This is a genomic window from Pseudomonas sp. Leaf127 (assembly GCF_001423155.1).
Lineage (GTDB): Bacteria > Pseudomonadota > Gammaproteobacteria > Pseudomonadales > Pseudomonadaceae > Aquipseudomonas > Aquipseudomonas ovata.
Genome location: NZ_LMOA01000020.1, coordinates 71,197 through 96,878 on the forward strand (window position 1 = coordinate 71,197; position 25,682 = coordinate 96,878).

Sequence of the window (25,682 nt, forward strand, 5' to 3'; positions counted from 1 at the left end):
GTCTGCTTTCGCGTGCCCCCCAGCGGAGAGCTGAAGATGAACCCATCCCCCGAACGTGACGAACGCCACCTGGCGCGCATGCTGCGCAAGAAAGCCATCATCGACGAGCGCATTGCCAATTCGCCCAATGAGTGCGGCCTGCTGTTGGTGCTCAGCGGCAATGGCAAGGGCAAGAGCAGCTCGGCGTTCGGCATGCTGGCCCGGGCCATGGGTCACGACATGCAATGCGGCGTGGTGCAGTTCATCAAGGGCCGCAACAGCACCGGCGAAGAGCTGTTTTTCCGGCGTTTTCCCGAGCAGGTGCGCTATCACGTGATGGGCGAGGGCTTTACTTGGGAAACCCAGGACCGTCAGCGCGACATCGCCGCTGCCCAGGCGGCCTGGGAGGTGTCGAAGCAATTGCTCAGCGACCCGGCCATCAGCCTGGTGGTCCTCGATGAACTCAATATTGCCCTCAAGCACGGCTACCTGGACCTCGACCAGGTGCTGACCGACCTGCAGGCGCGCCCGCCCATGCAGCATGTGGTGGTCACCGGCCGCGGTGCCAAGCCCGAATTGATCGAACTGGCCGACACCGTGTCGGAGATCGGCATGGTCAAGCATGCCTTTCAGGCCGGCATTCGTGCGCAAAAGGGCATCGAGCTGTGAGTGACGCTGCCCGCCAGTGCCCCGCCGTATTGATTGCCGCCCCGGCCTCCGGGCAGGGCAAGACCACCGTCACCGCTGCGCTGGCCCGGTTGCATCGCAATCAGGGGCGCAAGGTGCGTGTGTTCAAATGCGGCCCGGATTTTCTCGACCCGATGATTCTGGAGCGCGCCAGCGGTGCGCCGGTCTATCAACTGGACCTGTGGATGATCGGCGTCGAAGACAGCCGCCGTCTGCTCTGGGAGGCGGCCGGTGAGGCCGACCTGATTCTGATCGAAGGGGTCATGGGCCTCTTCGACGGCACCCCGTCCAGCGCCGACCTGGCGCGGCACTTCGGGGTGCCGGTGCTGGGCGTCATCGACGGCACCGCCATGGCCCAGACCTTCGGCGCCCTGGCCTTGGGGCTGGCGCGTTATCAGCCGGACCTGCCGTTTGCCGGCGTGCTGGCCAACCGGGTCGGCACTGTGCGCCATGCGCAACTGCTGGAAAACAGCCTGACCGAAGGGCTGCGCTGGTACGGCGCGTTGTCGCGCGAGACCGGCATCGAGCTGCCCAGCCGCCATCTGGGTCTGGTGCAGGCCAGTGAATTGAATGATCTGGACGCGCGCCTGGACGCCGCCGCCCAGGCGCTGGGCAGCACTTGCGAAGTGACGCTGCCGCCGCCGGTGACCTTTGCTGCGCCCGAGCCGCAACCGGTCGAGCCGTTGCTGGCCGGGGTGCGCATCGCCATCGCCCGCGACGAAGCGTTTGCCTTTGTCTATGGCGCCAGCCTCGACCTGCTGCGGGGCATGGGCGCCGAGCTGAGTTTCTTCTCGCCGATCCATGACACGCAGCTGCCCGAGGCCGATAGCCTGTACCTGCCCGGGGGGTATCCCGAGCTGCACCATGTGGCCCTGGGCGCCAACCGTTTGATGCGCGAGGCGATTGCCGCCCATCACGCGGCAGGCAAACCGATCCTGGCCGAGTGCGGCGGCATGCTCTACCTGCTCGATGCCCTGACCGATGTCCAGGGCGTGCGCGTCGAACTGGCCGGTTTGGTGCCGGGCGAGGCGGTGATGCAAACGCGCCTGGCGGCCCTGGCGTTGCAGAACGTGGCGCTGCCCGAAGGCTTGCTGCGCGGGCACACTTACCATCACTCATTGACCAGCACTGAACTGACACCGATCGCCCGGGGCGTGAGCCCCAATGGCGGGCGCGGGGCCGAGGCGGTCTATCGCCTGGGCCGGTTGACGGCCTCGTACGTGCATTTTTATTTCCCTTCGAGCCCGCCTGCGATTGCGGCGCTGTTCACGCCATGAGCGACGCAGCCTTCAGCCCCGATGAGCGGGCGGCGGTGTACCGGGCCATTGCCGAGCGCCGTGACATGCGCCACTTCAGTGGTGGCACGGTGGCGCCCGAACGGCTGGCGCGTTTGCTGGAGGCCGCGCACCAGGCGCCCAGCGTCGGTTTGATGCAGCCCTGGCGTTTCATCCGCATCACCGACCGGACCTTGCGTGCCAGCCTGCAGGCCCAGGTCGAGCAGGAGCGGGTGCGCACTGCCGAGGCCCTGGGCGAGCGCGCCGATGACTTCATGAAACTCAAGGTCGAGGGCATCAGCGATTGCGCCGAGGTGATCGTCGCGGCGCTGATGGACGGCCGCGAACAGCATATCTTTGGCCGGCGTACCTTGCCGGAGATGGACATCGCGTCGTTGTCCTGCGCCATCCAGAACATGTGGCTGGCGGCGCGGGCCGAAGGCCTGGGCATGGGCTGGGTGTCGCTGTTCGACCCCGATGCGTTGGCCGCCTTGCTCGACATGCCCGCCGGCGCGCGGCCCCTGGCCATTTTGTGCCTGGGACCGGTCGATGGCTTTTATCCGGCACCGATGCTGGTGCTCGAAGGCTGGGCGCAGGCGCGCCCGCTCGAACAATTGCTGTATGAAAACCAATGGGGAGTGCATCCATGAGTGTGGCGCTGTTGAGCGCGGCGGGGGTGGCGCTGGATGCGTTGCTGGGCGAGCCGAAACGTTGGCATCCGCTGGTGGCGTTCGGACGCTATGCCGAGCGTATCGAGCAACGCTTCAATGCCGCTGGTCGTGGCTGGCGCAGCCATGGTGTCACCGCCTGGGTGCTGGCCGTGGTGCCGTTGACCCTGTTGATCACGCTGCTGAGCTGGTTGCCGTACCTGGGCACGCTGGTCGAGATCCTGGCGCTGTACTGCGCGCTGGGGCTGCGCAGCCTGGGCGAGCATGTGCAACCGGTGGCGGCCGCCTTGCGTGGCGATGACCTGGACGAGGCGCGCAAGCGGGTCGGCTACCTGGTCAGCCGGCAGACTTCGGAACTCGATGCCAATGGCGTGGCCCGTGCCGCCACCGAGTCGGTGCTGGAGAACGGCAGCGATGCGGTGTTTGCCGCGCTGTTCTGGTTTGTCGTGGCCGGGGCGCCGGGCGTGGTGCTGTACCGGCTGAGCAATACCCTGGATGCCATGTGGGGCTATCGCAACGAGCGTTTCGAGCGTTTCGGCTGGGCGGCGGCGAAGATCGACGATGTCCTCAACTATATGCCGGCGCGGCTGGTGGCCCTGACTTACGCGGTGCTGGGCAAGACGCGCCTGGCGCTGCGCTGCTGGCGCACCCAGGGGCCGACCTGGGACAGCCCCAATGCGGGCCCGGTGATGGCGGCCGGCGCCGGTGCGCTGGGCGTCGAGCTGGGCGGGCCTGCGGTGTATCACGGTGAGGTGCATGAGCGCCCGCCGTTGGGTGAAGGCAAGCCTGCCGATGCAGAGTCCATCGAGGCCGGCTGGCAACTGGTGCAGCGCGGCGTCTGGCTGTGGCTGCTGGTGCTGTGTGCAGGAGCACAATTGTATGCTTGAACACGGAGGCCGCTTGCGGGCGGCGGCGCAGCGTTACGGGATGGCCGAGGCCGACTGGCTGGATGTGTCCACCGGTATCGCACCCTGGGCCTGGCCGATTCCGCCCATCGAGGCGCAAGACTGGGCACGCCTGCCGCAAGCCGATGACGGCCTTGAAGCCGCGGCTTGCGCGTATTACAACGCCCCGCGTGCCTTGCCGTTGCCGGGTTCGCAAGCCGCGATCCAGGCCTTGCCGCGCCTGCGCAGTGGCGGCAAGGTCGGCGTGGTCTCGCCCTGTTACGCCGAGCACGCGCATGCCTGGCGCAAGGCCGGCTTTCTGGTGCGTGAAGTGCTGGCCCATGAGGTCGACTATTTTCTCGACAGCCTCGACATTCTGGTGGTGGTCAACCCCAACAACCCCACGGGGCTGCTGCTGGCGCCTGAGCGCTTGCTGGAATGGCACGCCCGGCTGGCCGAGCGCGGTGGCTGGCTGGTCATCGACGAGGCCTTCATGGACAGCACCCCGGCCTCAAGCCTGGCCGCCGAAACCACGCGCAGCGGCTTGATCGTGCTGCGCTCGTTCGGCAAGTTCTTCGGCCTGGCCGGGGTGCGCCTGGGCTTTGCCCTGGCCGAGCCGAGCCTGCTCAAGGCACTGGCCCGCGAGATCGGCCCCTGGGCGGTCAGCGGTCCCACCCGCAGGATTGGCCTGGCCTGCCTGAGCGACCAAGGCGGCCAGCAGCGCCAGCGCCAGCGACTTGAACAGGCCTCTATACGACTGGCCGGGTTGCTGGCCGCCCACGACCTGGCACCGACCGGCGGTTGCGCCTTGTTTCAATGGCGGGTCACGGCCCATGCGCAACCTTTATATGAGTTTGCCGCCCGGCGTGGCGTGCTGTTACGTCTGTTCATCGGCGAAAACGCCGACGCCTGCAGCCTGCGCTTTGGCTTGCCGGCCAGCGAGGCTGACTGGCAGCGCCTGGACACCCTGTTGCATGACTATTTCAAGGAACTGACATGACCACCCTGATGGTGCAGGGCACCACCTCCGATGCCGGCAAGAGCACGCTGGTGACCGGGCTGTGCCGCTGGCTGGCGCGCCAGGACGTCAGCGTGGTGCCGTTCAAGCCCCAGAACATGGCCCTCAACAGTGCCGTCACCGCCGACGGTGGCGAGATCGGACGCGCCCAGGCGGTACAGGCCCAGGGCTGCGGGCTGGCGCCGCACACCGACATGAACCCGGTGCTGCTCAAGCCCAACAGTGACACCGGGGCGCAGGTGATCATTCATGGCCGGGCGGTGACCACCATGAATGCCGTGGCCTACCACGGCTACAAGACCATCGCCATGCAGGCGGTGCTGGCTTCGCACCAGCGCCTGAGCGAGGCCTATCAGGTGGTGATGGTCGAAGGCGCCGGCTCCCCGGCCGAGATCAACCTGCGCGAGAACGACATTGCCAACATGGGCTTTGCCGAGGTGGTCGACTGTCCGGTGCTGCTGATTGCCGACATCAATCGTGGCGGGGTCTTTGCCCATCTGGTCGGCACGCTGGAGCTGCTGTCGCCCAGCGAGCAGGCGCGAGTCAAGGGCTTTGTCATCAACCGCTTTCGCGGTGACATCGCCTTGCTGCAGCCCGGCCTGGACTGGCTGGAGCAGCGCACCGGCAAGCCGGTGGTCGGCGTGCTGCCCTATCTGATGGACCTGCACCTGGAGGCCGAGGATGGCCTGGACCGGCGCCAGACCGACAAGGCCGAGCAGGTGCTCAATGTGCTGGTGCCGGTGTTGCCGCGCATCAGCAACCACACCGATTTCGACCCGTTGCGCCTGCACCCGCAGGTCAATCTGCAGTTCATCGGCGCCGGCCAGCCCATCCCGCCGGCCGACCTGATCATTCTGCCTGGCTCCAAGAGCGTGCGCAGCGACCTGGCCTGGCTGCGCGCCAACGGCTGGGACGAGGCCATCGCCCGTCACCTGCGCTACGGCGGCAAGCTGCTGGGCATTTGCGGCGGGTTACAGATGCTCGGCCAGCACCTGCACGATCCGCAAGGGCTGGAAGGCGCGCCCGGCTCCAGTGCCGGCCTGGGGCTGCTGGACATGAGCACGGTGCTGGAAAGCGAAAAGCAGCTGCGCAATGTCCGCGGTCACCTGGCGCTTGAGGGCGCCGAGGTGGCCGGTTACGAGATTCATGCCGGCGTCACCACGGGTGCAGCGCTTGAGCACTGCGCGGTGCGCCTGGACGATGGCCGTTGCGACGGCGCCCAAAGCACGGACGGGCAGATCTTCGCCACCTACCTGCATGGCCTGTTCGAATCGCCGGCCGCGTGCAGTGCGCTGCTGCGCTGGGCCGGGCTGGCCGAGGTGCAGAGCATCGACTACCACGCCCTGCGCGAATACGACATCGAGCGCCTGGCCGATCTGGTCGACCGGCACCTGGACGTGGCCTTGCTGCGCCAGCTCTGCGGCCTGGAGCACGCCTGACATGTTGCAACTGATCCTTGGCGGTGCCCGTTCCGGCAAAAGCCGCCTGGCCGAAGAACTGGCCACCCGCTCAGGGCTGGCGGTGACCTACATCGCCACCAGTCAGCCGGTGGACGGCGAACTCAACCAGCGCGTGGCCCTGCATCGCCAGCGTCGCCCGGACAGTTGGGGATTGGTCGAAGAACCGTTGGCGTTGGCCGCTGCGTTGCGTGAACAGGCCGGTGCCGACCAGTGCCTGCTGGTCGACTGCCTGACCCTGTGGCTGACTAATCTGCTGATGCTCGACAACGCCGAGCGCCTTGTCGAGGAGCGCCAGGCGCTGCTTGATGCCGTTACCGGGCTGCCCGGCGAGATCATTTTCGTCAGCAACGAAACCGGGCTGGGCGTGGTGCCCCTCGGTGAGCTGACCCGTCGCTATGTCGACGAAGCCGGCCTGTTGCACCAGGCCCTGGCCGAGCGCTGCCAGCGCGTGGTGCTGACCGTGGCCGGCCTGCCCCTGACCTTGAAAGGAACTGCTCCATGACACAGACCTGGTGGCTTGCACCGGCTCAGGCAATCAATGTGCCCGCCCGGGAAGCGGCGTTGGCACGCCAACAGCAATTGACCAAGCCGGCGGGTTCGCTGGCGCAACTGGAACGCCTGGCGGTGCAGATCGCCGGCCTGCAAGGGCGCGAGAAACCCAGTGTCGAACAGGTGTGGATCTCGATCTTCGCCGGCGACCATGGCGTGGTCAGCGAAGGCGTCTCGGCCTACCCGCAGGCGGTCACCGGGCAGATGCTCGGCAACTTCGTCAATGGCGGCGCGGCGATCAGCGTGCTGGCCCGGCAACTGGCGGCACAACTGGACGTGATCGACCTGGGCACCGTCTCGCCCGTGAACCTGCCCGGCGTGCGCCACTTGCACCTGGGCGCCGGCACCGCCAACTTCGTGCAGGGCCCGGCCATGACCGTCGAGCAAGGTCATGCGGCGTTGCTGGCCGGACGTGACAGTGTGCTGCGTGCCAAGGCGGCGGGTGGCGAATTGTGGGTGGGCGGGGAAATGGGCATTGGCAACACGGCGGCCGCCAGCGCCGTGGCCTGCTCGGTGCTCGAGTGCGCCGCGCCCTTGCTGGTCGGCCCTGGTACGGGCCTTAACGCTGAAGGCGTGCAGCACAAGATCGCGGTAATCGAGCGCGGCCTGGCCGTACACGCCGAGCACGCCGGCGACCCGTTGTGCAGCCTGTTCTGCCTGGGCGGCTTCGAGATTGCCGCGCTGGTCGGCGCTTACCTGGCCTGCGCGCAGGAGGGCATCGTGGCCCTGGTCGATGGTTTTATCTGCACCGTAGCGGCGCTGGTGGCGGTGCGGTTGAACCCGTCCTGCCGGGCCTGGCTGCTGTTCGGTCATCGGGGGGCCGAGACCGGTCATCGTCATGTGCTCGAAGTGCTGCAGGCCGAGCCTTTGCTCGACCTGGGCCTGCGCCTGGGCGAGGGCAGCGGGGCGGCGCTGGCGGTGCCGCTGGTACGGCTGGCCTGCGAGTTGCACAACGGCATGGCGACCTTTGCCGAGGCCGCCGTGGCGGATCGCCCGGCATGAGCCTCGAGGGGCGCCTGTGCCTGGACCTGCTGCGGCACGGTGAAACCGAACTGGGCGGCGGCTTGCGCGGCAGCCTGGACGACGCCCTGACTGAACAGGGCTGGTCGCAGATGCACGAAGCCGTCGTTGACGGTGGTCCCTGGACGCGTATTGTCAGTTCGCCCTTGCAGCGCTGCGCGCGTTTTGCCCAGGCCCTGGCCGAGCGCCTGGGCGTGCCCATGACACTGGCGCCGGCCTTGCAAGAGCTGCATTTCGGCGATTGGGAAGGGCGCAGCGCGGCGCAGATCATGGACACCGATGCGGCGGGGCTCGGAGCGTTCTGGGATAACCCTTATACCTTTACCCCGCCCAACGGCGAGCCGGTGCTGGCCTTTGCCGAGCGTGTGCTTGGGGGCGTGCAGCATTTGCAGCGCCAGTATGCTGGCGAGCGCGTGTTGCTGGTCAGCCACGGCGGCGTGATGCGCCTGTTGCTGGCCCATGCCCGCGGCCTGCCGCGCGAACACCTGCTGCAAGTCGAGGTCGGCCACGGCGCCTTGCTGGCCATCGACATTGATGCCGATGGCCGACTGACGGAGCGCTGACATGTTGCCGTTCTGGATCGCCCTGCAATTTCTCGGCAGCTTGCCGGTGCGCCTGCCGGGCATGCCTGAGCCGAGGCAGATGGGCCGCTCGCTGTTGTGCTATCCGCTGGTGGGCGCGTTGTTCGGCCTGATGCTGATCGGCTTGAGCCTGCTATTGAGTGGTGCGCCGCCGATGCTGCACGCCGCCTTGCTGCTCAGTGCCTGGGTGTTGCTCAGCGGTGGCTTGCACCTGGACGGCCTGGCCGACAGCGCCGATGCCTGGTTGGGTGGTTTTGGTGATCGTGAGCGCACCCTGACCATCATGAAGGACCCGCGCAGCGGGCCGATCGCCGTGGTCACGCTGGTGCTGGTGCTGTTGCTCAAGTTCACCGCGATTCTGGCCTTGCTTGATCAACAGCAACCGATTGGCCTGCTGCTGGCGCCGTTGATCGGCCGCAGTGCCTTGCTGGGATTGTTTCTGACCACGCCTTACGTACGTGCCGGCGGGCTTGGCCAGGCGCTGGCCGATCATTTGCCGCGTCGTGCCGGCTGGCGAGTGCTGGGGCTGGTTTCGCTCTTTTGTCTGTTTATGGCCGGGTTTAACGGGCTGTGGGCAGTGCTGGTGGCTGTACTGGGGTTTTATGCCCTGCGCCGGGTCATGCTGCGCCGTCTGGGCGGTACTACCGGTGATACGGCCGGTGCAATGCTCGAACTGCTTGAAGTCATGGTGCTGGTGGCGATCGCGATCTGAGTCTGCCTGCCTTGGTCGGGAAATATCTTGCAACATCGGCAGGGCCGTTATATACGCCTTGCTGCAATGATTTCTGACAATAACAGCAGGTCATCGACCGCATCACCTGCGAAGGACCGGAGGGGTAGCAATGACATCAGCCTGGCGAACCAGTGGCTGGATCATGGTGGGCAGTGCGTTGATCCTGGCGCTGTCGCTGGGCACGCGGCATGGCTTTGGCCTGTTCCTGTCGCCGATGAGCAATGATTTCGGCTGGGGCCGCGAGGTGTTTGCCTTCGCCATTGCCTTGCAGAACCTGCTGTGGGGGCTGGCGCAACCGGTTGCCGGCGCCCTGGCCGACCGCTACGGTTCGGCCCGCATCGTGGTGATCGGCGGGGTGTTGTACGCGGCGGGTCTGGCCACGATGAGCCTGGCCGATTCGCCGTTGAGCCTGTCGCTGAGCGCCGGCATCCTGATCGGGATCGGCTTGTCCGGCACCTCGTTTTCGATTCTTCTGAGCCTGGTCGGCCGCTCGCTGCCGCCCGAGAAACGCAGCATGGGCATGGGCATCGCCAGTGCCGCCGGCTCGTTCGGCCAGTTCGCCATGCTGCCGGGTACGCTGGGCCTGATTGGCGGGCTGGGCTGGTCCGGCGCCTTGCTGGTGCTGTCGGTGCTGGTGGCGCTGATCGTGCCCTTGGCGGCAATGCTCAGGCAAAGCCAGCCGGTGGTCGTCACCGGGCCCCAGCAAAGCCTGGGTGAAGCCCTGCGCGAAGCCTGTTCGCATTCGGGCTTCTGGCTGCTGGCCCTGGGCTTTTTCGTCTGCGGCTTCCAGGTCGTATTCATCGGCCTGCATCTGCCGGCCTACCTGGTGGACCAGCACCTGCCTGCGCAGGTCGGCACCACCGTGCTGGCGCTGGTCGGGCTGTTCAATATCTTCGGCACCTACACCGCCGGCTGGCTGGGCGGCAAGATGTCCAAGCCGCGACTGCTCAGCGCCATCTACCTGTTGCGTGCGGTGGTGATCGTGCTGTTTCTCTGGGTGCCCCTGAGCCAGACCACCGCTTACCTGTTCGGCATCGCCATGGGCTTGCTGTGGTTGTCCACGGTGCCGTTGACCAATGGCACCGTGGCGAGCATCTTCGGTGTGCGCAACCTGTCGATGCTGGCCGGAATTGTCTTCCTGTTCCATCAACTGGGCTCGTTCATGGGCGGCTGGCTGGGCGGGGTGGTGTACGACCGCACCGGCAGCTACGACCTGGTCTGGCAGATCTCGGTGTTGCTCAGTGTGCTGGCCGCTGCCTTGAACTGGCCGGTGCGTGAGCGTCCTGTGACGCGGCTGCAAGCCCAGGCGGTGGCGTGAAGCACATCTGGCTCTGGCTGCCGGCACTCGCTGCGGGGGCTGCGGTGCTGGCCCTGGCGTGGTGGGGCTGGCAACAGGTGGGGTTGGCCGGTTTGCAGTTGGGCATGGGCAATTGCTGAGGGCTGTCCAGACACACCTGTAATCCGTCGATCATGTTTTTGAAGTGTGCTGAGAGGGAGCGTCTAAAAACGTAGGCGAGTCAGTCAGCGCCATGCCCAGACGGTACAAGTACGTAGCGATGATCATTCAGGTGCTTCTGGGAGGTGCCTTATGGACCAGGACGTACTTGAGTGATTCCTCTATATAACATGCAGCTTGATGTTGCATGGCTATCAGGCTTCAATAAGCCATCATCTTGTGAGTGTGAGAAAGTTCTGCAAGTGTTGTAGGAAATGGCGACTAGTGAGTCTTTCGTCGTTTTGCTTGTTTTTATAATTCCAGATGCTGCTATGCTCGACTTTATCACTCAGCAGTACTTGCACACTCTTATAGAGGTTTTCTCTAACGCCTGTAAGCCTTAGGGGTTGTCCATCTTTCCAGAGACTCGCCTGCCTTGGTTCTCGGCAGGGGATGTGTGTTCTTTTGCTTTAGGAAAGGTATAAATTGTGAATGCACGCAATCGTGTTCTGGATCTGTTGAAGTCCAGGGATGCATTGATCGGTATTGTCGGCCTTGGCTATGTCGGGTTGCCCCTTATGCTTCGTTATAACCGAATCGGTTATCGCGTTCTGGGTATCGATATAGATACGTTCAAAGTTGAAACACTTGCCGCTGGTAAAAGTTACATCGAGCATATTCCTTGTGTCGATATTGCCCAGGCGCGTGCCTCGGGTTTTGAAGTCACCGCAGATTTTACTCATGCAGCGCAGTGCGATGCACTGATCCTCTGTGTGCCTACGCCACTGAACAAGTACCGTGAGCCGGACCTGAGCTTTGTGGTCGATACGATCGAAGCGCTCAGGCCCTGGTTGCGTGAAGGGCAGATCATTTCCCTTGAAAGCACCACCTACCCCGGCACCACTGAAGAAGAGCTGCTGCCGCGTATGCAGGCAGGCGGCCTTACGGTCGGTGAATCCATCTTTCTGGTGTACTCGCCGGAACGCGAAGACCCGGGCAACCCTGACTTCCAGACCCAGACAATTCCAAAAGTGATTGGCGGGCACACACCGCACTGTCTGGCGGTGGGTGTTGCGCTCTACGAGCAGGCGATCGATCGGGTGGTGCCGGTCAGTTCCACCCGGGCCGCCGAAATGACCAAGCTGCTGGAGAACATCCATCGCGCTGTCAATATCGGTCTGGTCAACGAAATGAAAGTCGTGGCCGATCGCATGGGTATCGACATTTTCGAGGTGGTCGATGCCGCCGCCACCAAGCCGTTCGGTTTCACCGCGTATTACCCGGGTCCCGGCCTGGGTGGGCATTGCATTCCCATCGACCCGTTCTACCTGACCTGGAAGGCTCGCGAATACGGCCTGCATACCCGCTTTATCGAGCTGTCGGGCGAGGTGAACAGGGCCATGCCCGAATATGTGGTCGGCAAGCTCATGGACGGCCTGAACCAGCGTGGCAAGGCGCTCAAGGGCTGTCGGGTGCTGGTGCTGGGCATTGCCTACAAGAAGAACGTGGACGACATGCGCGAGTCGCCCTCGGTTGAAATCATGGAACTGATCGAAGCCAAGGGTGGCGTAGTGGCCTACAGCGACCCCCATGTGCCGTCTTTTCCGAAAATGCGCGAGCACCGCTTCGACCTGTCCAGCGAGCCGCTGACGGCGGACAACCTGGCGTCGTTCGATGCCGTGCTGCTGGCCACCGATCATGCCGGTTTCGACTACGAGCTGATTCGCCTGCACTCGCAACTGCTGGTCGACAGCCGTGGCCGATACCGCCAGCCCGAAGCCCACATCGTAAAAGCCTGAACCGTGCAAGCCTGACTCGGCATCAGGCTCATCAACTGGAGTTGTCCATGCGACGTTTTGCTCTGCTGGGTGCTGCTGGCTACATAGCCCCCCGACATATGCGCGCCATCAAGGAGACCGGCAACCAACTGGTCAGCGCCTGTGACATCAACGACTCGGTGGGCGTTATCGACAGCCTGGCGCCCCACAGCGAATTCTTCACCGAGTTCGAACGCTTCCACGACCACGCCTGTGCCTTGAAACGGCAACCCGGTCAGGCCCTGGATTTCGTCTCGGTATGCAGTCCCAACCATCTGCATCATGCGCATATCGGTGCCGGGCTGCGCTTGGGCTGCGATGTGATCTGTGAAAAGCCGCTGGTCCCCACTGCCAATCAACTCGATGACCTGGCGCGGACCGAGCAGGAGACCGGGCACCGGCTGTGGAACATCCTGCAACTGCGTCATCATCAGGCGATCATCGACCTCAAGTCGCGTGTGCAGGGCGGTGCCGTGCACAAGCATGAAGTCGACCTGACCTACATCACCTCGCGCGGTAAATGGTACATGCAGAGCTGGAAGGGTGACCCCCGCAAATCATTCGGGGTGGCCACCAATATCGGTGTGCATTTCTACGACATGCTGCACTTTGTCTTCGGCAGGTTGCAGCGCAATGTCGTGCACTTTGCCGACCCGCTCAAGACAGCGGGTTATCTGGAGTACGAGAATGCCCGGGTGCGCTGGTTTCTGTCGATCGATGCCAAGGACTTGCCCGAGGCCGTGAGGGGCCGGCAGACGACGTGGCGCTCCATCACCGTCGATGGCCGGGAAATCGAATTTTCCGAAGGCTTCACCGACCTGCACACCGCCAGCTACCAGGCGATTCTCGATGGCAAGGGGTATGGCATTGAAGACGCGCGCCATTGTGTCGAGACCGTCGAGGCGATCCGCAGTGCGATACCAGTGACCGCCCGCGATAGCGAAGGTCATGAATTCACGTCCCGTCTGTCGAGGTCAGCATGACGTTCCAGGCTCATGCCAGCGCCATTGTCGACGAAGGCGCGCAAATCGGAGAAGGCAGCCGTATCTGGCATTTCGTGCACGTGTGTGCAGGCGCCAGGATCGGCAGGCACTGCTCGTTGGGGCAGAACGTATTCGTCGGCAACCGGGCTGTCATCGGCGACCGGGTGAAGGTCCAGAACAACGTCTCGGTCTATGACGATGTCACACTCGGTGATGGTGTGTTCTGTGGCCCCGGCATGGTCTTTACCAATGTCTACAACCCGCGCTCGCTGATCGAACGCAAGGACGAGTATCGCAGCACCTGCGTCGGCCAGGGCGCGACCCTGGGCGCCAACTGCACCATTGTCTGTGGCGTGACCATTGGTGAGTTCGCCTTCATTGGCGCAGGAGCGGTCATCAATCGGGATGTTCCGGCCTATGCACTGATCGTAGGGGTTCCAGGCCGACAGATTGGCTGGATGAGCGAGTTCGGCGAGCCATTGCATCTGCCCCTGCAGGGCGAGGGAACTGCCCGCTGCGAACACACCGGTGCACGCTACCGTTTGCAGGGCAGGGTCGTGAGCAGGGAGTCGCAGGCATGATCGAATTCATCGACCTCAAGACCCAGCAGGCACGCCTCAAGGCGTGCATCACTGACGGCATCGAGCGGGTCATGGCGCATGGTCAGTACATCCTCGGGCCCGAAGTGGCCGAGCTGGAAGACAGACTCGCGGCGTTTGTTGGCGTCGGGCATTGCATCAGCGTGGCCAACGGCACCGATGCCTTGCAGATTGCCCTCATGGCCCTCGGGGTCGGGCCGGGTGATGAAGTGATCACGCCAGGGTTCAGCTACATCGCCACCGCCGAAACCATCACTCTGCTCGGCGCCACCCCTGTGTATGTGGATATCGATCCATGTACGTTCAACCTGGCCCCGGCATTGCTGGAAGCAGCCATCACAGTGCGTACCCGTGCGATCATCCCGGTGTCCCTGTTTGGCCAGTGCGCTGACTTCGAAGCGATCAATGCCATGGCTGCCAGATACGGCATCACGGTGATCGAAGATGCGGCGCAAAGCTTCGGGGCCACCTGCAAGGGGCGTCGTTCCTGCGGACTGACCCGCATCGCCTGCACCAGTTTCTTTCCGAGCAAACCCTTGGGCTGCTACGGCGATGGCGGTGCCGTATTTACAGACGATGACGAACTGGCTGTGGTGGTGCGCCAGATTGCCCGTCATGGCCAGGACCGGCGTTATCACCATATCCGGGTGGGCGTGAACAGCCGGCTCGATACATTGCAGGCGGCGATTCTCTTGCCCAAGCTGGCAATCTTCACCGACGAGCTTGAGCGACGCCAGATTGTCGCCGATCGCTACAGCGCATTGCTGCAAGCCCAGGGTATCGACACCGTGCCGATGATCAAGGCAGGCAATACCAGTGCCTGGGCACAGTACACGATACGTGTTGCCGAGCGTGACAGGGTCAGGCAGGTACTGTCCGAGGCTGGCATTCCGACGTCGGTGCATTACCCGATACCACTGAATCGCCAGCCTGCCGTGGCCGATCCTTCGGCCCATCTGCCGGTCGGTGATCAGGCCGCCAACGAGGTCCTCAGCCTGCCGATGCACCCCTATCTGGACGAGTCGGTCCAGCAATCGATCGTCGCGGCATTGAAAGTGAGTATTTCTTCATGACCTGCAAAGTCCTTACTGTCGTCGGCGCACGTCCGCAATTCATCAAGGCGGCTGCCGTCTCCCGTGAGATGCTCAGACATCCGGGGCAGATCGAAGAAGTCATGGTCCACACCGGCCAGCACCATGATGAAAACATGTCCCAGGTGTTTTTCGATGAGCTGGATATTCCTGCGCCCAGGTACAACCTGGAAGTCTGCGGCGGGACGCACGGTGCAATGACCGGGCGAATGCTCGAAGGTATCGAACGCATCCTGCTCGACGAGCAGCCGGACTGGGTGCTCGTCTATGGCGATACCAATTCCACGCTGGCCGGGGCACTGGCAGCGGCCAAGCTGCATATCCCGGTGGCGCATGTCGAGGCGGGCCTGCGTTCGTTCAACAGGCGCATGCCTGAAGAAATCAACCGTATTGTCGCTGATCAGGTGTCGACGCTGTTGCTGTGTCCGACGGCGTTGGCCGTCGATAACCTGGCCAGTGAGGGGCGGCGCAAGGGCGTTTCCAATGTGGGGGATGTGATGTACGACGTGGCGCTGTACTGCGCTGACCGTACCCGGTCAAAAAGCCGGATTCTCGAGCAACTGGGTCTTCAGGCAGGCCAGTTTGCCTTGGCCACCTGTCATCGAGCCGAGAACACTGACGATCCCCGGCGTCTGAGCGAGATCATGGCTGCCCTTGGCGACATTGCGCAGCAAATGCCGGTTGTGCTGCCCTTGCACCCGCGCACGCGCAAGTCATTGCACGATCACGGCCTGGTCGCTTGCCTGAGGCGCCTGCGCGTGACCGACCCCTTGCCGTTTCTGGACATGATGGCGCTTGAGCAAGCCGCCAATGTCATTTTGACCGACTCCGGGGGCGTGCAGAAGGAAGCCTGCTTTTACGGCGTGCCTTGCGTGACATTGCGCAATGAAACCGAATGGGTTGAAACCGTCGAGCTGGGCTTCAACCAACTGGCCGGTGCCCGCCGTGAGGCCATTGTGGCCGCTGTGAATAATCGATCAATGCCCCGGCAACGCCCCCTTGTCTATGGTGATGGCCAGGCGGCCTCGCGAATCGTGTCAAGCCTGCGAAGTGCAGCGTCATGAGCGCTATAGTCATGATCTGGCGCCATCATCAGGTTCTCTGGGCGACGACTCTTGGCGATATTCGCAGTCGCTTTATTGGCACGATTTTCGGCGCGGCATGGATCGTCATCTACCCCCTGCTGTTTCTCGGGCTGTATGCCGTTGTCTACACCATGATCTACAAAGTGCGCGTTGCGCAATTTGGTACGTTCGACTATGTCCTGTTGATCTTTTGCGGCCTGGTTCCGTTTCTCGGCTTTGCCGAGGCATTGGGCAGCGGTGTAGGGGCCGTACTTGGCAACAAGGGGCTGGTCAGGAATACGTTGTTCCCCATCGAGCTGATTCCGGTGAAGACTGTATTGGCCAGCAGTGTGACGATGCTGGTCGGCCTGTTGATGCTGCTGGGCATTCTATGGTCCCGGGGGATCGTGCATTCAACTCAGTGGATGATCCCGCTGATCCTGATGCTGCAAATCCTGTTTACCGTCGGGCTGATATGGATCCTGTCGGCAATCAATGTATTTGTTCCCGACCTGAGTCAGATGGTAGGCGTACTCATTCTCTTCCTGATGCTGGTGTCACCCATTGCCTACACACATGAAATGATTCCACAGGAACTCATTCCTTTCATGTACCCCAACCCTTTGTACTACCTGATCATGCTGTACCGCGATGCGGCATTCATCGGGGAGGTGAAACTGGAGTTGCTGGGTGTTTTCACGATGATGTCAATCGGCACGCTGTGTCTTGGCGGATTCATCTTCTCGCGCCTCAAGCCTCTGTTTTCCGATTATGTCTAAGCCCATCATAACGCTGGCTTCGATAGCCAAAATGTACAGGGTCTTTCGTTCGCCTCGTCATCGCATGATCGAAGCACTTGGCTTGCCGGTTGCACGTTCTTCGTACGATGAGTTCTGGGCTGTGCGCAACCTGTCGCTGACAATCAATCCTGGTGAGCGGGTAGGGCTTATCGGGCGTAACGGTGCAGGCAAAAGCACCTTGCTCAAGTTGATCGCCGGCCTGATCCAGCCGACCGAAGGCGAGCTGAAAGTTACAGGTCGTGTTCAGGCACTCATGGAACTGGGTACAGGTTTTCATCCCGAGTTCACAGGGCGCGCCAACGTCCTGTCTTCATTCGCCTATCAGGGCGTTACCGGTGCACGGGCCAACAGACTGCTGGACGATGTTCTGGACTTTGCCGAGCTCGACGAGTTCATCGACAAGCCGGTCAAGACCTACTCCTCCGGCATGTATTCGCGACTTGCGTTCGCCGCCGCGACGGCGATACGTCCTGAAATTCTTATCATCGACGAAATCCTCGGGGCGGGTGACGCCTATTTTGCCGGAAAGTCTGCCAGGCGCATGCGCGCCTTGACGGCCGAGGGCTCTACGGTCCTGTTTGTCTCGCATGACATGTCGGCTGTGCAGATGATCTGTGACCGGGTGATATGGGTCGAGCGCGGCCGGATTGTTGCCGACGGTGATCCCATCGAAATCGGCCGCTCCTATGCTGCTTCCATTCGCAAGCAGGAAGAGCTTCGCCTCAGGGCCATCAACCTCCGGCTCAGTCGAGGCGATGTCAGTGAATTGCTGACCGATTCGGATCAGGATCGGGTATCGATCCTGCGTCTGATTTCAGCCAATGACACAGCGCCTGTCAGTCCGTTGAAAGTGTATGAGTTCCGGCTTGAGCATCAGGGCGAGCTTGTCGACCATGTACTGGTTGGCGAGGCGCTGGACGATGACCGTAATCAGCGTGTGCACCTGCTGACCGCTCAGGGCTACATGAACTGGGGACCGCCGTTGCTCGATGCGCAGGGCGTCAGCTTCAGGGAGTTCAAGGCGTGCGGTGGGCAATACCGGCATGCACCTGTCAGTGTCAGGGTGCCACTCGGCCTGGGAACGCTGGACGAATATTCGGTCACTGTCAGGCACAGTGGCGCTGCGGTCGATGAGCCTCTGTGGTTTCAGATATTCGATGGTCTGGAGTACGTCAGCCTTGGTGTGCTGAGCACGACCACCCAGAAGGGGCAGGTCATCACTCAGCGTTTTGCCTTGGGTGCCTCTGCGCGCCTGGCCGAAGACGCGCAAACGCCTGGGCCGACCGTACGTTCCGAATTTGAGTATGGCGAAGGCAGCGCCTGGATTGACGGAGTGGACTTCTTCGACCATACGCAGACGTCACGTCGCGTGTTCGCCTTCGGTGAGCGCCTTGATATCCAGATCCGTTGGGGGGCCAAGGTCGACATTGCCACTATGGCATTTATCGTCTGTATCTACGCAATGGATGGGCGCTGTATTTCCCAGGTGCTTTCTCCCTTTGTTGCCGCCACGCGTGAGCGCCGTACCGGGGTCGTGCATGCCCGCTTCAACCCGTTGATGATCGGTATCGGGGATTACGTGATTTCGATCGGGATCTTCGACGGCATGACGCAGGGCCAGCGCTGCGGACAACGCCCTCTGGACGTACACGATCGCATGTACCGCATTCGCGTGATTGCTCCTGGCGAGGTGCTCATGGAGCGCGGCCTGGTGGTGCACCCTGTCGACTGGAGTGACAGGGAGGTGATGGGATGAGCGCGCATTCCGGGATTCACTATTTTTCTCAGCACGAATTGTGGCGTCGCGACGCGGTCTGTGAACAGTTGACGGTCGTTGAAGACCTGATGGCCCTGATTCCTGACGATGTGATGACTATCCTCGATGCTGGCTGCGGCAACGGCACGGTTACAAACAGGCTGTATCCTCGCTGGGATGTCATGGGCTGTGATTTCAGCGAATCCGCTCTCAGGTACCTTGAGGCGCCTGCCGTAGTCGCGGACCTCTGTGCAATTCCGTTTGTCGATGGCCAGTTCGATCTCACGCTGTCCAGTGACGTGATCGAGCATCTGCCCGAGGCTGTTTATGCCCAGGCCTTGAAAGAAATCGCTCGTGTATCGGCCCGCTATATTCTGGTCGCCGTACCCTACAGGGAGTTGCTTGAAGCTTCGAGTGTCGATTGCCCGGCTTGCGGCCACCGGTATCACGCTCATTTGCATCAACGCACCTACATGATCGAGGACGTGGTGTCGCTGTTCACGCCGGAGTTCGAGGCTGTCAGCGTACGGCTTTCGGGCCAGTGCTGGACATTCGAAGACCCTGATCTGATAAGGATGGCGCATCGGTTCTCGGGTCTTGACTATCCCTTCGAAGAGGCGGTATGCCCCGATTGCGGGACACGCCGTGGGCCTGTGTTGCAATCGGATCGTGCGCAAAAGTTACACCGACGATTCGAATCCCTTCAGGCCATGCTGGTCGCTGAAGGGCTGCGCGAAAGGCCGACCAGAAGTGAAGTGCTCGTGCTATTCAAGCGCAATGCCCCAGTTGAAAGGCACGACCCGATAGTTGATGTTCCGGTACCGTTTGAGCATGCATTTGAGGTGCGCGCGCTTGGCGAGCGTACCGACCCTGTCAATTACCCACGTCATCTCTACCGTCTTCGAGGCGATCCGGATTATTGCACTCTGGTGTTTCCGGTGCGTCCTGCGACATTGCATCTTGTGACGGGCCACTTTGAGTCTATCGAGGTCTATGACCATGTCCGAAGGCGTTACGTAACCGCACCGGCCCGAAGCGACGGCACTGCATTTCAATTGCCGGGCGTGCCCTTTGGTCCCCATGGTTGCATCGTGCGGATTTACCACGCCAGTGCAGATATCAGCTTCGAACTGACGCTCACATCGAGTGACGTGCTCGGTGTGATGGATTGTTGCCTGGGCGATGATCCTGTCGCAGATCAGGTCATGCAAGCGTCTTCCAGGCTCATGGCGTTGACCGAATCGCTGGAGTCTGCCCGCGCGGGCCTGGAAATAAAGCTTCAGGAGAAAGAACGGGCATTTCAAGAGGTCTGGCAATCGAAGGTCGGGCTCAATGAAGTCGCCAACGAGATTGAAAGAAAGCGTGCCGAAATCGAGGATCGCTTTACATGTTCCAGCCTGTTGTTGAGCCAGGTACAGCAACAGTTGGCCGAGGGTCAGCAGGCAATCGAGAGGTTATCTGCCGAGCGAAGCCAGCTTGAGTCAGAGCTGTCATGCCTTGAAAGAAAAAACGATCGGTTGCATGAGGAAAACAGACGAAACCTCCAGCAACTTGAATGTGCGACCTTGAACGTAGAGCACTTGCAGGCGCAGATCAGGCAGCGCGACGAGCAATTGCAGGAAGCCGGCAAAGCCACAACGCTGGTACAGCGACTGACCGTTGAAAAGGATACGTTGCTGCTTGACCTGAAAGAACTGAACGCTGAGTGCTCACGCCTGGCCCACGATTTGAGCGAAGAGGAAAACCGGTACCGGTTAATGGTTGACGCTCTGGATATAGAGTCAGGCGCCACAGGCCCCAAGGACTCAATGCAGGCGCGCAAGGTGCTGGTCGTGTCGCATATGTATCCACGTGACTACAACCCGGCGGGTGGCATCTTCGTTCACGAACAGGTCAAGGCATTACGTGCGCAGGGCGTCGATGCCCGGGTTGTCAGTGGTGAGCCTTTCTGGATAAGCACCCTTGATCCCAGGCGGGTGAAGCACGCGCTTGCTCTCTACCGTGCGCAGAATAGTCTGGCATGGGAATGCCATGATGGCGTTCCTGTGATCCGCTTCGCGTATATCGTCAGTGCTGCACTTCCTTACCAGACACATGCGGCAACCTACACACATGGCTTGATGCGCCAGGCCAAATGGCTGCACAACGACTTCCCTTTTGAACTGGTGCATGCCCACACCGCGTATACCGACGGCACGGCAGGGCGACATCTGGCCCGAAAGTTCAGTCTTCCCCTGGTGATCACTGAGCACACCGGGCCTTTCACGACACTGACGCGCACCCCTTATCTCCGGCATATGACACAGAAGGCATTGAATGCGGCCAACAGCATTGTTGCCGTGAGTTCAGCGCTCCTGGACGATATTAAAAAACAGGTTCGACTTGATTCCCGAATCCGTTTGCAGGTTATCGCCAACCTGGTGGATACGCAGCTTTTCGCTTGTCAGGCCAAGCCCGAAAGTCACCTGATCACGGTTCTATGGGTCGGGCACTTTGTGCCCGTAAAGCGTGTGCCAATATTGATTCAAGCCTTTGCCAGTGCCTTCGCCTCACAACCTCGTTTGCGGTTACGACTGGTAGGCAGTGGGGAAGGGATGGAGGAGGCTCAACATCTGGCCCATTCACTTGGGGTGTCAGCCGTTGTCGAGTTTTCAGGGCATGCGAGCAGGGAGCAACTTGTAACGCATTACCAACACTGTGATTTCCTGGTGATTTCCAGCGAGAGCGAAACATTTGGCGTGGTCGCAATCGAAGCGATGAGCTGTGGTCGCCCAGTGCTCACAACCTGCTGCGGCGGGCCGGAGGATATCGTTACCCACCCGGCGCTGGGGCACATTGTTGATCAGTCGGTCGATGCCCTTGCCGAAGGTCTGCTGACGATGGCCCATCAACTTGATCGTTTCGATGCAACACTGATTCGAAGCGTTGCCGAGCGCAGGTTCTCTGCTTTCAGAATTGCACAAAGACTGAAGGCGACTTATTCGGACTTGTTGAGGGTGATTGATCATGAGCGCCCGTAACGGTCACGGGTGTTCTGGCAGTCAGGTGCATAAGGCGGCATGACCGTCATCATTGATGAGTAATAGCGAGATTTCTATGGCGCGGTTTAACAGGCCTGTACTTTTTATTGTGTCAGTCATGGCGCTTGTCGGGTTGGGCTTTATGTGGCTCGCCGCTGAACGCGTCAGGATTTTTTCTTGGCAAGCCAGTCCGATCATCAGGATTGAGCCCGCCTCGGATGAGTCCATGCATGTGGAATATCCGACGGTCTATCGCATGGGAAACAGCAAAGGGATGCTGTACTCGGCTTATGGTGATGATGGCCGCTGGCGGATAAAGCTGGCCGTGGCGAGCACGGGTCAGGACTTTATCAAGCAAGGTAATATTTTCGATGAGGCAGCACTACCGTTCAAGGGCGGCTATGCCTTTCCTTTCGTCAGTGTTGCCACGGTCGAGGGTAAAACGCTTTTCAACCTGTACTTTTCTGCCGCCGACGGGGATCGACCGGATCGTTATACCGCGATTTACCATTCGGTCAGCAACAATGGAACGACATGGTCGGCGCCTGAAAGGCTAGTGGTCGACAATGCCCTTGATCCTGTGGTCCTGACCCGCAACGGCAAGGACATGATTGTCTATACCAGTGTTGCAGAGGGCGTCAATGTCATCAGGTCGGCGGTCCTGGAAAGCGCTGCGACCGCAGGAAAAAGCCAGACTGTCTATTCATCTGCAAGTGGGTTCTACACGCTGGGAACCCTCATGGTCGATCAGCAACCCGTCCTGATCGTGGAGACTGCCAAGGACTGGATGGCGATGTGTTTCAACGGTGCCGGACAGCTTGTCCCGATCTCGAAAAAACCCCTGGTTGAATTCGATAAAGAGAAACAGGGGGTATGGGACAGCCTCAAGTACGGCATGCACTTTTTTCAGCAGGGCTCGCCTGCGAACGTCTATTACAACGGCATTACTGCGCATGGAGCGCCCATGGGCGGGCAGGTAGGCGTAGGAACCTATGACCCTGAGCTGCTCGCCGATCAACTGGATACGGCCCGGTGCCGGTAAATACAACAAGGTATGAACGACTGAATGTCATGAATATTTTAATGGCGACCGCCGATCATCTGATGATTGATCGACGTATCTTGCAGCAGGCGCGAACGCTTGTTGAGCAGGGGCATGAGGTCACGTTGCTGGCGGGCTTTGAATGTCCGCAGCGTGAGTCTTATAGGCATGAAGGGATCCGGATCGAACGCTTCGTTTTCGACTGGAGTGACTCGCGCTTTTCGAGATGGGCCAGGCATTGCGGGCTGGTGTCGGGGTCGAGCGTCTACACCGTGGCAGGGCGTGTATTTCGTGCCTGGGCCAACCGCATGGCGTTCCTGAACTCATTCGAGCATTTCATTCTGGAAAGAATGATGGAGTATCAGGTCGATGTGCTGCACATCCATGACTTCCCCATGCTCGCGCCTGCCGTCAAGCTGGCGGCGGCCCGGCAGGTGCCTCTGATTTATGATGCCCATGAGTTGTACTACGCCCAGGTGCAATTACCCCCGGCTGTTCAAAGGAAATACAAAAAGAAAGAGTCACGACTGATCAGGCACGTCGACGCAGCAATCACGGTCAATCCTTATATCGCCAGGTTGATGGGTGAGCGTTACAACGTGCCAGCGCCTCACGTCATCATGAATGCGGCCCCCAAGGTCCCAGTTCTCTCGGGTTCGCCTTTACGCGACCGCTTTGGCCTGGACGCGGGCGCTCATATTCTGTTGTATCAGGGGTGGATTTCCGATCATCGGGGAATTGAAAGAATTGTTCAGGCAGCCGCTCGTTTCAATGATGATATTTATTTGGTCATTGTGGGTTACGGCGAATTTGAAAGCGTCCTGAAACGTCAGGTGGCCCGCTTGGGTTTAGAAGCCTGTGTATTCTTTTATGGGGGGGTCCCGTCGGATGAATTGCATGCACTGACCTGTGATGCTGACCTTGGCATCATTCCTTATCATGGTGTCGACGAGAATAATTATTTCTGCAGCCCTAACAAGCTGTTTGAGTTCGCCATCGCCGAAGTGCCTTTCATCAGCAACGACCTGCCTTTTCTTCGTCAGGTTGCCACTCAATACGGCAATGGCTTGATGGCCGATCTGAATTCGGCTGATGCCATCGCTGAAAGTATCAATCGGCTCTTTGCTGATCCTGCACGTCTGGCCTCTTTGAAGCGTGGCGCCCGCGTTGCACGCGAGGCGCTTAACTGGGATGTAGAGGGCCGCAAACTATTGGCTGTTTATCAGCGTATTACCCGCTGATTTTTTCCTTTCATCGATTGGACTTTGCACAGTGTCAGTCATTATTTTTCGAATGTAAGGTGCCTTATGTGTGGTATCGCAGGACGTGTCGGCGTGTCGGGATCACACGCGTTGATCACTGATTCAATCTATCGAATGATGAATGTTATCGAACATCGTGGTCCTGATGGCGAAGGGCTGTGGGTCGATGCTCATCGTCCTGTTGCGTTGGGGCATCGGCGCCTGGCCATTATCGATCCCGAGCATGGCAAGCAACCCATGCTGACCGAAGACGGTCGCTTCATCGTGGTTTTCAACGGTGCTATTTATAACTATCTGGAATTGCGTCGCGAGCTCATCGGCAAAGGCCATGCGGTCCACAGTTATTCGGACACCGAAGTGCTGTTGCATGCCTACCGTGAGTGGGGCGAGTCGATGCTTGATCACTTGCTGGGTATGTTTGCCTTTGCCATTTGGGACACGCATCAACAAACGCTGTTCTGCGCCCGGGACCGGATCGGCATCAAACCGTTCTACTACCATTTCGATGGCCGGCGCCTGCTGTTCGCCTCCGAGATCAAGGCGATCCTGGCAGAGGGCTCGGTGCCCGCGCAGGCCCGCCAGGAAGGTTTACAGGATTACCTTACGTTTCAGTTCTGCCTGGATCAGAAGACCCTGTTCAAGAACATCGACAAACTTGAGCCGGGTCACTGCCTGACCGCCTGGTATGAGAACGATGCGCTAAAGATCCGTTGTCGTCCATATTGGGACGTGCAGTACATCATTGATGAGGCGCACGACGAGCGTTACTTCATCGACACCCTGTCGGGGTTGATCGACGATTCGATTCGTTTGCACATACGCTCGGATGTGCCCTTGGGAGCGCATCTGTCTGGCGGTCTGGATTCAAGCGCCATCGTCTGCCTGGCCGCGAGAATGCTCGGCGGCGAGCAGATAAACACCTTTACCGGTGCTTTCCATGAAGGTCTGCAATTCGACGAGACGCGTTATGCCAAGGAGGTGTCGGCATTTGCCGGCACGGCCTACAACGAGATCTATATTCCGGCCGGCAATGAGCTGGCCGATGTGCTGCCACGCCTGATGCACTTCATGGATGAGCCGCTGGCAGGTCCCGGAGTGATTCCCCAGTACTACGTTTCACAGCTGGCCAGCCAGCACGTGAAGGTGGTGCTGGGCGGGCAGGGGGGAGACGAGCTGTTTATCGGCTATGCCCGCTATATGGCGACCTATCTGGAAAAGTGCTTGTCAGGGGCGATCTACCAGACCTCCAGCCAGTACCGCTATGCCGTGTCGCTGGAGTCCATCGTACCCAACCTGCCATTGCTGGCGACGTACCAGCCAATGCTTCAGGGATTATGGAAAGACGGTTTGTTCGGCTCCCATGATCAACGCTATTTCAGCCTGGTCGACCGTAGCGAGGGCATGAGTCAGTTATTCAATCAGGAAGCCTTGCGCGGTGACGGTGGCTACTCACCTTTCGACTCATTCCAGCGTATTTTCAACCGCGACGGGTTGCACTCGCTGGTCAATCAGATGACCTATTTCGATCTGAAGGGCTCGTTGCCGGCGCTGCTGCATGTCGAGGACCGCACCAGCATGGCGGCGTCCATCGAGTCGCGGGTGCCACTGCTTGATCACCGCATCGTCGAGTTCATGGCGACCATTCCTCCCAATATCAAGTTTGCCAACGGGCGCATGAAGCATCTGTTCAAGGAGTCGGTACGCAGTGCCGTACCCTCCGCAATTTTCGAGCGCCAGGACAAGATGGGTTTTCCGACACCCTTGACCCAGTGGACTCACGGGGTAGCACGAGATTTTGTACGCGACACTTTGCTTAGCCAGCGTGCCCGCCAGCGCGGGCTTTATAACGTGGCGGCGGTCGAGAAAGCCCTGGCTTGCGAGCATGAATTCGGACGCGTGGTCTGGGGGCTGCTGTGCCTTGAGCTGTGGCACCGCAATTTCATCGACGCAGACAGGTAAC

Annotated in this window: 23 protein-coding genes; all 23 read left to right on the forward strand. The window is 60.8% G+C overall.

The window, feature by feature from the left end; genetic code table 11:
* Positions 1 to 36 precede the first annotated feature (36 nt).
* The 23 genes from cobO (at position 37) to asnB (ending at position 25,681) form a co-directional block, all read left to right on the forward strand.
* Positions 37 to 648 (forward strand): cob(I)yrinic acid a,c-diamide adenosyltransferase, encoded by a 612-nt coding sequence (cobO, locus tag ASF84_RS10970; RefSeq protein ID WP_056838177.1) that lies wholly within the window; start codon positions 37 to 39, stop codon positions 646 to 648.
* The gene (locus ASF84_RS10975; protein WP_056838179.1) at positions 645 to 1,943 is read left to right on the forward strand and encodes a cobyrinate a,c-diamide synthase; all 1,299 of its coding nucleotides are present in this window, start codon (positions 645 to 647) and stop codon (positions 1,941 to 1,943) included. Before cobO ends, ASF84_RS10975 begins: the two co-directional genes overlap by 4 nt.
* On the forward strand, positions 1,940 to 2,590 hold the full coding sequence (bluB, locus tag ASF84_RS10980; protein WP_056838180.1) for a 5,6-dimethylbenzimidazole synthase: 651 nt from the start codon (positions 1,940 to 1,942) through the stop codon (positions 2,588 to 2,590). The genes ASF84_RS10975 and bluB overlap by 4 nt, the downstream gene beginning before the upstream one ends.
* Positions 2,587 to 3,495: an adenosylcobinamide-phosphate synthase CbiB gene (gene cbiB / locus ASF84_RS10985; RefSeq protein WP_056838182.1), complete on the forward strand. Its 909-nt coding sequence runs from the start codon at positions 2,587 to 2,589 to the stop codon at positions 3,493 to 3,495. Before bluB ends, cbiB begins: the two co-directional genes overlap by 4 nt.
* Positions 3,488 to 4,492: a threonine-phosphate decarboxylase CobD gene (gene cobD, locus ASF84_RS10990; protein WP_056838185.1), complete on the forward strand. Its 1,005-nt coding sequence runs from the start codon at positions 3,488 to 3,490 to the stop codon at positions 4,490 to 4,492. The genes cbiB and cobD overlap by 8 nt, the downstream gene beginning before the upstream one ends.
* Positions 4,489 to 5,949, forward strand: coding sequence for a cobyric acid synthase (locus ASF84_RS10995; protein ID WP_056838187.1), 1,461 nt, complete (start codon positions 4,489 to 4,491; stop codon positions 5,947 to 5,949). The genes cobD and ASF84_RS10995 overlap by 4 nt, the downstream gene beginning before the upstream one ends.
* 1 nt (position 5,950) lies before the next feature.
* The gene (cobU, locus tag ASF84_RS11000) at positions 5,951 to 6,472 is read left to right on the forward strand and encodes a bifunctional adenosylcobinamide kinase/adenosylcobinamide-phosphate guanylyltransferase (protein ID WP_056838189.1); all 522 of its coding nucleotides are present in this window, start codon (positions 5,951 to 5,953) and stop codon (positions 6,470 to 6,472) included.
* Positions 6,469 to 7,521 (forward strand): nicotinate-nucleotide--dimethylbenzimidazole phosphoribosyltransferase, encoded by a 1,053-nt coding sequence (cobT, locus tag ASF84_RS11005; RefSeq protein ID WP_056838191.1) that lies wholly within the window; start codon positions 6,469 to 6,471, stop codon positions 7,519 to 7,521. The genes cobU and cobT overlap by 4 nt, the downstream gene beginning before the upstream one ends.
* Positions 7,518 to 8,102 (forward strand): alpha-ribazole phosphatase family protein, encoded by a 585-nt coding sequence (gene cobC / locus ASF84_RS11010; protein ID WP_056838194.1) that lies wholly within the window; start codon positions 7,518 to 7,520, stop codon positions 8,100 to 8,102. Before cobT ends, cobC begins: the two co-directional genes overlap by 4 nt.
* A 1-nt stretch (position 8,103) precedes the next feature.
* Positions 8,104 to 8,832: an adenosylcobinamide-GDP ribazoletransferase gene (locus ASF84_RS11015; RefSeq protein ID WP_056838196.1), complete on the forward strand. Its 729-nt coding sequence runs from the start codon at positions 8,104 to 8,106 to the stop codon at positions 8,830 to 8,832.
* Positions 8,833 to 8,962: 130 nt separating this feature from the next.
* Positions 8,963 to 10,171: an MFS transporter gene (locus tag ASF84_RS11020; RefSeq protein WP_056838198.1), complete on the forward strand. Its 1,209-nt coding sequence runs from the start codon at positions 8,963 to 8,965 to the stop codon at positions 10,169 to 10,171.
* Positions 10,168 to 10,290 carry a hypothetical protein gene (locus ASF84_RS29910; RefSeq protein ID WP_269084915.1) on the forward strand — a complete coding sequence of 41 codons (123 nt, stop codon included), beginning with the start codon at positions 10,168 to 10,170 and terminating at the stop codon, positions 10,288 to 10,290. Before ASF84_RS11020 ends, ASF84_RS29910 begins: the two co-directional genes overlap by 4 nt.
* A 486-nt stretch (positions 10,291 to 10,776) precedes the next feature.
* Entirely contained in the window at positions 10,777 to 12,087 is a 1,311-nt protein-coding gene (gene wbpA, locus ASF84_RS11025) for a UDP-N-acetyl-D-glucosamine 6-dehydrogenase (protein WP_442963042.1), read from the forward strand.
* A gap of 47 nt (positions 12,088 to 12,134) precedes the next feature.
* A complete protein-coding gene (locus tag ASF84_RS11030) occupies positions 12,135 to 13,088 on the forward strand; it encodes a Gfo/Idh/MocA family protein (RefSeq protein WP_056838201.1) in 954 nt (317 codons plus the stop codon).
* Complete coding sequence (locus tag ASF84_RS11035) at positions 13,085 to 13,669, forward strand: acyltransferase (protein ID WP_056838203.1); 585 nt, start codon at positions 13,085 to 13,087, stop codon at positions 13,667 to 13,669. The genes ASF84_RS11030 and ASF84_RS11035 overlap by 4 nt, the downstream gene beginning before the upstream one ends.
* The gene (locus ASF84_RS11040) at positions 13,666 to 14,760 is read left to right on the forward strand and encodes a DegT/DnrJ/EryC1/StrS family aminotransferase (RefSeq protein WP_056838205.1); all 1,095 of its coding nucleotides are present in this window, start codon (positions 13,666 to 13,668) and stop codon (positions 14,758 to 14,760) included. Before ASF84_RS11035 ends, ASF84_RS11040 begins: the two co-directional genes overlap by 4 nt.
* Positions 14,757 to 15,842, forward strand: coding sequence for a non-hydrolyzing UDP-N-acetylglucosamine 2-epimerase (gene wecB / locus ASF84_RS11045; RefSeq protein ID WP_056838206.1), 1,086 nt, complete (start codon positions 14,757 to 14,759; stop codon positions 15,840 to 15,842). Before ASF84_RS11040 ends, wecB begins: the two co-directional genes overlap by 4 nt.
* Positions 15,839 to 16,621, forward strand: a complete 783-nt coding sequence (locus ASF84_RS11050) for an ABC transporter permease (RefSeq protein ID WP_056838209.1) — start codon at positions 15,839 to 15,841, stop codon at positions 16,619 to 16,621. Before wecB ends, ASF84_RS11050 begins: the two co-directional genes overlap by 4 nt.
* The gene (locus ASF84_RS11055) at positions 16,614 to 18,398 is read left to right on the forward strand and encodes an ABC transporter ATP-binding protein (protein WP_082481529.1); all 1,785 of its coding nucleotides are present in this window, start codon (positions 16,614 to 16,616) and stop codon (positions 18,396 to 18,398) included. Before ASF84_RS11050 ends, ASF84_RS11055 begins: the two co-directional genes overlap by 8 nt.
* On the forward strand, positions 18,395 to 21,418 hold the full coding sequence (locus ASF84_RS11060; RefSeq protein ID WP_056838214.1) for a glycosyltransferase: 3,024 nt from the start codon (positions 18,395 to 18,397) through the stop codon (positions 21,416 to 21,418). Before ASF84_RS11055 ends, ASF84_RS11060 begins: the two co-directional genes overlap by 4 nt.
* Before the next feature lie 55 nt (positions 21,419 to 21,473).
* Entirely contained in the window at positions 21,474 to 22,460 is a 987-nt protein-coding gene (locus tag ASF84_RS11065) for a hypothetical protein (protein WP_056838216.1), read from the forward strand.
* A 29-nt stretch (positions 22,461 to 22,489) separates the two neighbouring features.
* On the forward strand, positions 22,490 to 23,701 hold the full coding sequence (locus ASF84_RS11070) for a glycosyltransferase (RefSeq protein WP_082481531.1): 1,212 nt from the start codon (positions 22,490 to 22,492) through the stop codon (positions 23,699 to 23,701).
* Between the two features lie 66 nt (positions 23,702 to 23,767).
* Positions 23,768 to 25,681, forward strand: coding sequence for an asparagine synthase (glutamine-hydrolyzing) (asnB, locus tag ASF84_RS11075; RefSeq protein WP_056838220.1), 1,914 nt, complete (start codon positions 23,768 to 23,770; stop codon positions 25,679 to 25,681).
* Position 25,682: the final 1 nt, after the last annotated feature.

What these genes read in the sequence shown, in the direction of transcription:
- cbiB (WP_056838182.1), top strand. Translation starts at nt 2,587, where the DNA reads ATGAGTGTGGCGCTGTTGAGCGCGGCGGGGGTGGCGCTGGATGCGTTG.
- cobD (WP_056838185.1), top strand. Translation starts at nt 3,488, where the DNA reads ATGCTTGAACACGGAGGCCGCTTGCGGGCGGCGGCGCAGCGTTACGGG.
- cobT (WP_056838191.1), top strand. Translation starts at nt 6,469, where the DNA reads ATGACACAGACCTGGTGGCTTGCACCGGCTCAGGCAATCAATGTGCCC.
- bluB (WP_056838180.1), top strand. Translation starts at nt 1,940, where the DNA reads ATGAGCGACGCAGCCTTCAGCCCCGATGAGCGGGCGGCGGTGTACCGG.
- cobC (WP_056838194.1), top strand. Translation starts at nt 7,518, where the DNA reads ATGAGCCTCGAGGGGCGCCTGTGCCTGGACCTGCTGCGGCACGGTGAA.
- cobO (WP_056838177.1), top strand. Translation starts at nt 37, where the DNA reads ATGAACCCATCCCCCGAACGTGACGAACGCCACCTGGCGCGCATGCTG.
- cobU (WP_056838189.1), top strand. Translation starts at nt 5,951, where the DNA reads ATGTTGCAACTGATCCTTGGCGGTGCCCGTTCCGGCAAAAGCCGCCTG.
- ASF84_RS11060 (WP_056838214.1), top strand. Translation starts at nt 18,395, where the DNA reads ATGAGCGCGCATTCCGGGATTCACTATTTTTCTCAGCACGAATTGTGG.
- wecB (WP_056838206.1), top strand. Translation starts at nt 14,757, where the DNA reads ATGACCTGCAAAGTCCTTACTGTCGTCGGCGCACGTCCGCAATTCATC.
- ASF84_RS10995 (WP_056838187.1), top strand. Translation starts at nt 4,489, where the DNA reads ATGACCACCCTGATGGTGCAGGGCACCACCTCCGATGCCGGCAAGAGC.
- ASF84_RS11020 (WP_056838198.1), top strand. Translation starts at nt 8,963, where the DNA reads ATGACATCAGCCTGGCGAACCAGTGGCTGGATCATGGTGGGCAGTGCG.
- ASF84_RS11065 (WP_056838216.1), top strand. Translation starts at nt 21,474, where the DNA reads ATGAGTAATAGCGAGATTTCTATGGCGCGGTTTAACAGGCCTGTACTT.
- ASF84_RS11055 (WP_082481529.1), top strand. Translation starts at nt 16,614, where the DNA reads ATGTCTAAGCCCATCATAACGCTGGCTTCGATAGCCAAAATGTACAGG.
- asnB (WP_056838220.1), top strand. Translation starts at nt 23,768, where the DNA reads ATGTGTGGTATCGCAGGACGTGTCGGCGTGTCGGGATCACACGCGTTG.
- ASF84_RS11040 (WP_056838205.1), top strand. Translation starts at nt 13,666, where the DNA reads ATGATCGAATTCATCGACCTCAAGACCCAGCAGGCACGCCTCAAGGCG.
- ASF84_RS11070 (WP_082481531.1), top strand. Translation starts at nt 22,490, where the DNA reads ATGAATATTTTAATGGCGACCGCCGATCATCTGATGATTGATCGACGT.
- ASF84_RS11015 (WP_056838196.1), top strand. Translation starts at nt 8,104, where the DNA reads ATGTTGCCGTTCTGGATCGCCCTGCAATTTCTCGGCAGCTTGCCGGTG.
- ASF84_RS11035 (WP_056838203.1), top strand. Translation starts at nt 13,085, where the DNA reads ATGACGTTCCAGGCTCATGCCAGCGCCATTGTCGACGAAGGCGCGCAA.
- ASF84_RS11050 (WP_056838209.1), top strand. Translation starts at nt 15,839, where the DNA reads ATGAGCGCTATAGTCATGATCTGGCGCCATCATCAGGTTCTCTGGGCG.
- ASF84_RS11030 (WP_056838201.1), top strand. Translation starts at nt 12,135, where the DNA reads ATGCGACGTTTTGCTCTGCTGGGTGCTGCTGGCTACATAGCCCCCCGA.